Origin of the sequence: Kitasatospora sp. NPDC005751 (assembly GCF_040630835.1) — a bacterium.
Taxonomy (GTDB): domain Bacteria; phylum Actinomycetota; class Actinomycetes; order Streptomycetales; family Streptomycetaceae; genus Kitasatospora.
The window spans coordinates 1-3,839 of sequence record NZ_JBEXYC010000143.1; the positions used below are offsets into that span (position 1 = coordinate 1).

Here is a 3,839-nt window from a genome sequence, read left to right on the forward strand (position 1 = left end):
CTGGACGGCTGGAGCCTGGCCCAGGTGCTCACCGACGTGTTCGAGGAGTACGCGGCGCTCAGCACCGGCGCCGAACCGCGACCGGCCGCACGCCGCTCCCCCCTGCTCGGGACCGCCCCGCCCGCGTGGCTGGACTCCCGCCCTCGATTCGGTCACGGATCATCGACGAGGCGTATGACGTCCCGTCGGAAGCGGATTCGGACCCCTGCTCGCCGGAGCCCCGGGACGGCGAAGTGACCGGCCGGTAGGGTGCTGCTGCACGGACGGACCGACGGGAGTGGGGCACATGGGCGGCGACGGCACGGGGTTCTTCGAGTCGGCGGAGCACGCGGCCGCCCAACTGGCCCAAACCGGCTATCTGGCCTCCACCGCGGTGGCCACCACCGTCTTCCTGGCCGACCGCCTGGGCAAGCCCCTGCTGGTCGAGGGCCCCGCCGGGGTCGGCAAGACCGAACTCGCCAAGGCGGTGGCCGAGATCAACCGGGCACGCCTGGTCCGGCTGCAGTGCTACGAGGGCATCGACGAGGCCCGCGCGCTCTACGAGTGGAACCACGCCAAGCAGTTGCTACGGATCACCGCCGGCCGGGACGAGGGCTGGGACCAGGCCCGCACCGACATCTTCGGCGAGGAGTTCCTCCTCACCCGGCCACTGCTGACCGCCATCCGCGGCGACGAGCCGACCGTGCTGCTGATCGACGAGATGGACAAGGCCGACGTCGAGGTCGAGGCCCTGCTGCTGGAGGTGCTGAGCGACTTCCAGGTCACCGTGCCGGAGCTGGGCACCATCACCGCGACCCGGCGGCCCTTCGTCCTGCTCACCTCCAACGCCACCCGCGAGCTCTCCGAGGCGCTGCGCCGGCGCTGCCTCTTCCTCCACCTCGACTACCCGGACGCCGAACTGGAGCGCCGGATCGTCCGGCTCAAGGTCCCCGGCCTGGACGCGACGCTGGCCGAGTCGCTCGTCCGGGTGGTCGGCGCGCTGCGGGCGATGGGCCTACGCAAGGCGCCGTCGGTGGCCGAGACCATCGACTGGGCCCGCACCCTGCTGGCGCTCGGCGCGGACACCCTGGACGAGGCGGTGGTCCGGGACACCCTCGGGGTGATCCTCAAGCACCAGGACGACATCCTGAAGGCCACCCGGAAGCTCACCCCGGCATGACGGACCGCCCCGCCCCCGCGGCGGCCGCGACCACCGGGGCCGCCGACCTCGCGGCCCGGCTGACCGGGCTGGTCCGGGCCCTGCGCGGGCACGGGCTGCGGGCCGGTCCGGCCGAGACCGTCGACGCGGCGGCCGTCCTCGACGTGCTGGGCCTCACCGACCGGGAGCAGCTGCGGGCCGGCCTGGCCGCCGCGCTGCTGCGCTCCGAGGCACAGCGGGCCGTCTACGACGCCACCTTCGACCTCTACTTCCCGCTCGGGGTGGGCGCCCCGGAGTCGGCCCGCGGCGGCCCGTCCCCGGACGGCCCCGAGCACGCCGACGACGCCCGGGCCGCCGCCCGCGGTCTGGCCGACCCCGTGCGCGAGGACCTGCGCGAGCGCCTCGCCGCCGCCCTCGCCGCCGACGACCGGGCCGCCCAGGCCCGGCTGGCCGGCGAGGCGGTGGCCGCGTTCGGCCGCTACGGCGCCGGCTCGGTACCCGGCTCTGACGGCTGGTCCGCCCACCAGACCCTCGGCCGGCTCGCCCCCGAGACCCTGCTGGCCCGCGTCCTGGCGGCGCTGCGCGCGGGCACCGCGGCGGACACCCCGGCCGACCTCTCCGACGGCCTCCTCGCCGACGAGATCCGCCGCCGCGTCCAGGCCTTCCGCGCCATGGTCGGCACCGAGGCCCGCCGCCGGGTGGCCGAGGTACGCGGCACCGAGCGGATCGCCGAACGGGCCGTCGCACCCAGCGCCGACCGGATCGACTTCCTCGCGGCCGGCCGCGACCAGCTCACCGAACTGCGCCGCACCGTCCACCCGTTGGCCCGGAAGCTGGCCACCCGGCTGGCCGCCCGGCGGCGGCGCGCGGCCCGTGGGCAGATCGACCTCCGCCGCACCCTGCGCCGCTCGCTGTCCACCGGGGGCGTGCCGTTGCGCCCCGCCTACCGGCTGCGCCGGCCGGCCCGCCCGGAGATCGTGCTGCTCTGCGACGTCTCCGGCTCGGTGGCCGGCTTCGCCGACTTCACCATGCTGCTGGTCCGCGCGATGAGCGAACAGTTCAGCAAGGTCCGGGTGTTCGCCTTCGTCAACCGCACCGCGGAGGTCACCGAGCTGCTGGCGGGCAGCGGGGCCGATCCGGCCGGGCTGGCGCGGCGCATCCTCACCGAGGCCAAGGTGATGGGCCATCACGGCAACAGCGACTACGGCTCCGCCCTGGGCGAGTTCGCCGACCGGCACCTGGACGCGGTCGGCCCGCGCACCAGCGTGCTGATCCTCGGTGACGCCCGCAACAACCACCGCGACCCGAACCTGTCCGCCCTGCGCCGGATCGCCGGGCGGGCCCGGCGGGTGTACTGGCTCAACCCGGAGCAGCCCTCGCTGTGGGGCGGCGGCGACTCGGCGGCGAGCGCGTACGCGGAGGTGGTGGAGATGCACTCCTGCCGCAACGCCCGCCGGCTGGGCGAGCTGATCGCCCGGCTGCTCCCGGTCTGACCGGCCGGGGAGCGGCCGGCGCCGCCGGGCGCGGGCTCCGGCTCCGGTTCCGGTTCCGGTTCCGGTTCCGAGCCCGCGGGCGCGTCAGCCGTCCAGCCCGCGCAGGAAGTCCAGCAGGGCGGCAGTGACCTCGGCCGGCCGCTCCTGCTGCGTCCAGTGGCCCGCGCCGGGGAGCGTGACGTGCCCGTACAGCCTGGGGGTGAGGCGCTCCAGGATCCCGCGCAGCGCGTCCGGGCCGATCAGCGCCGACACCATGTCCCGGTCCCCCGCCACGTAGAGCGCGGGCACGTCGATGCCGCGCCCGGCGAAGGCGGTGAGCAGTTCGTTGTTGCGGTCGATGTTGCGGTACCAGTTCAGCGGACCGGTGAAGGCGTGCTCGCCGTGCCCGGCGTAGTCGGCGACGAAGGCCGCGATGTCGTCCTCGGTGAGCCAGTCCGGCAGCTTCTCCGGCTCCGGGACGGTGTCCAGCAGCGTCTGCCCGTCGGGGACGACCCAGGCCTGCGGCCGCTCGGCGCCGGGGCGGTCGCCGGAGCCGCTGAACAGGACGCGGCGGAAGGTCGAGCCCGGGTCCCGGGCGAACTCGGCGTCGGCCACCCCGGGCCGCTGGAAGTAGATCTGGTAGAAGCCCTCGCCGAACCGCTCCCTGGACAGTGCGAGCGGCGGCAGCCCGGAGACCGGCAGCGGCGGCACGCTCAGCCCGGCGACCCCGCGCACCAGGTCGGGGCGGAGCGCGGCGGTCGACCAGGCGACCGGTGCGCCCCAGTCGTGGCCGACCAGCACCGCGGGCCCCTCGCCGAGCGCGGCGATCAGGGCCGTGACGTCACCGACCAGGTGGAGCAGGGTGTAGGCGTCGACGGCCGCGGGCCGCTCGCTGCGGGCGTAGCCGCGCTGGTCGGGGGCGACCACCCGGTAGCCGGCGGCGGCCAGCGGGGCGAACTGGTGCCGCCACGAGTACCAGCTCTCCGGGAAGCCGTGCAGCAGCAGCACGAGCGGGCCCTCCCCCTGTTCGGCGAGGTGGAGCCGGACGCCGTTCACCTCGATGTCGCGGTGCGTGATGTCGCCGTACGCGAGGTCCCCGTAGGCGGAACCGGCCTCGCGTGCGGCGCCGTCCGCCCCGCCGCCGGTCCGCCCGCCACCCACCTGCCCGCCGCCGGTCCGCCCGCCACCCACCTGCCCGCCGCCGGTCCGCCCGCCACCCACCTGCCCGC

3 protein-coding genes are annotated in these 3,839 nt (G+C 76.0%); 2 read left to right on the forward strand and 1 reads right to left on the reverse strand.

Annotated features, from left to right (window positions below; genetic code table 11):
- Positions 1-286 precede the first annotated feature (286 nt).
- A complete protein-coding gene (locus ABZ497_RS36635) occupies positions 287-1,159 on the forward strand; it encodes a MoxR family ATPase (RefSeq protein ID WP_359812444.1) in 873 nt (290 codons plus the stop codon).
- Entirely contained in the window at positions 1,156-2,631 is a 1,476-nt protein-coding gene (locus ABZ497_RS36640) for a VWA domain-containing protein (protein ID WP_359812446.1), read from the forward strand. Before ABZ497_RS36635 ends, ABZ497_RS36640 begins: the two co-directional genes overlap by 4 nt.
- An 84-nt stretch (positions 2,632-2,715) precedes the next feature.
- Here ABZ497_RS36640 and ABZ497_RS36645 read toward each other — a convergent pair whose 3' ends face one another.
- Complete coding sequence (locus tag ABZ497_RS36645; RefSeq protein WP_359812449.1) at positions 2,716-3,687, reverse strand: alpha/beta hydrolase; 972 nt, start codon at positions 3,685-3,687, stop codon at positions 2,716-2,718.
- Between the last annotated feature and the right edge of the window lie 152 nt (positions 3,688-3,839).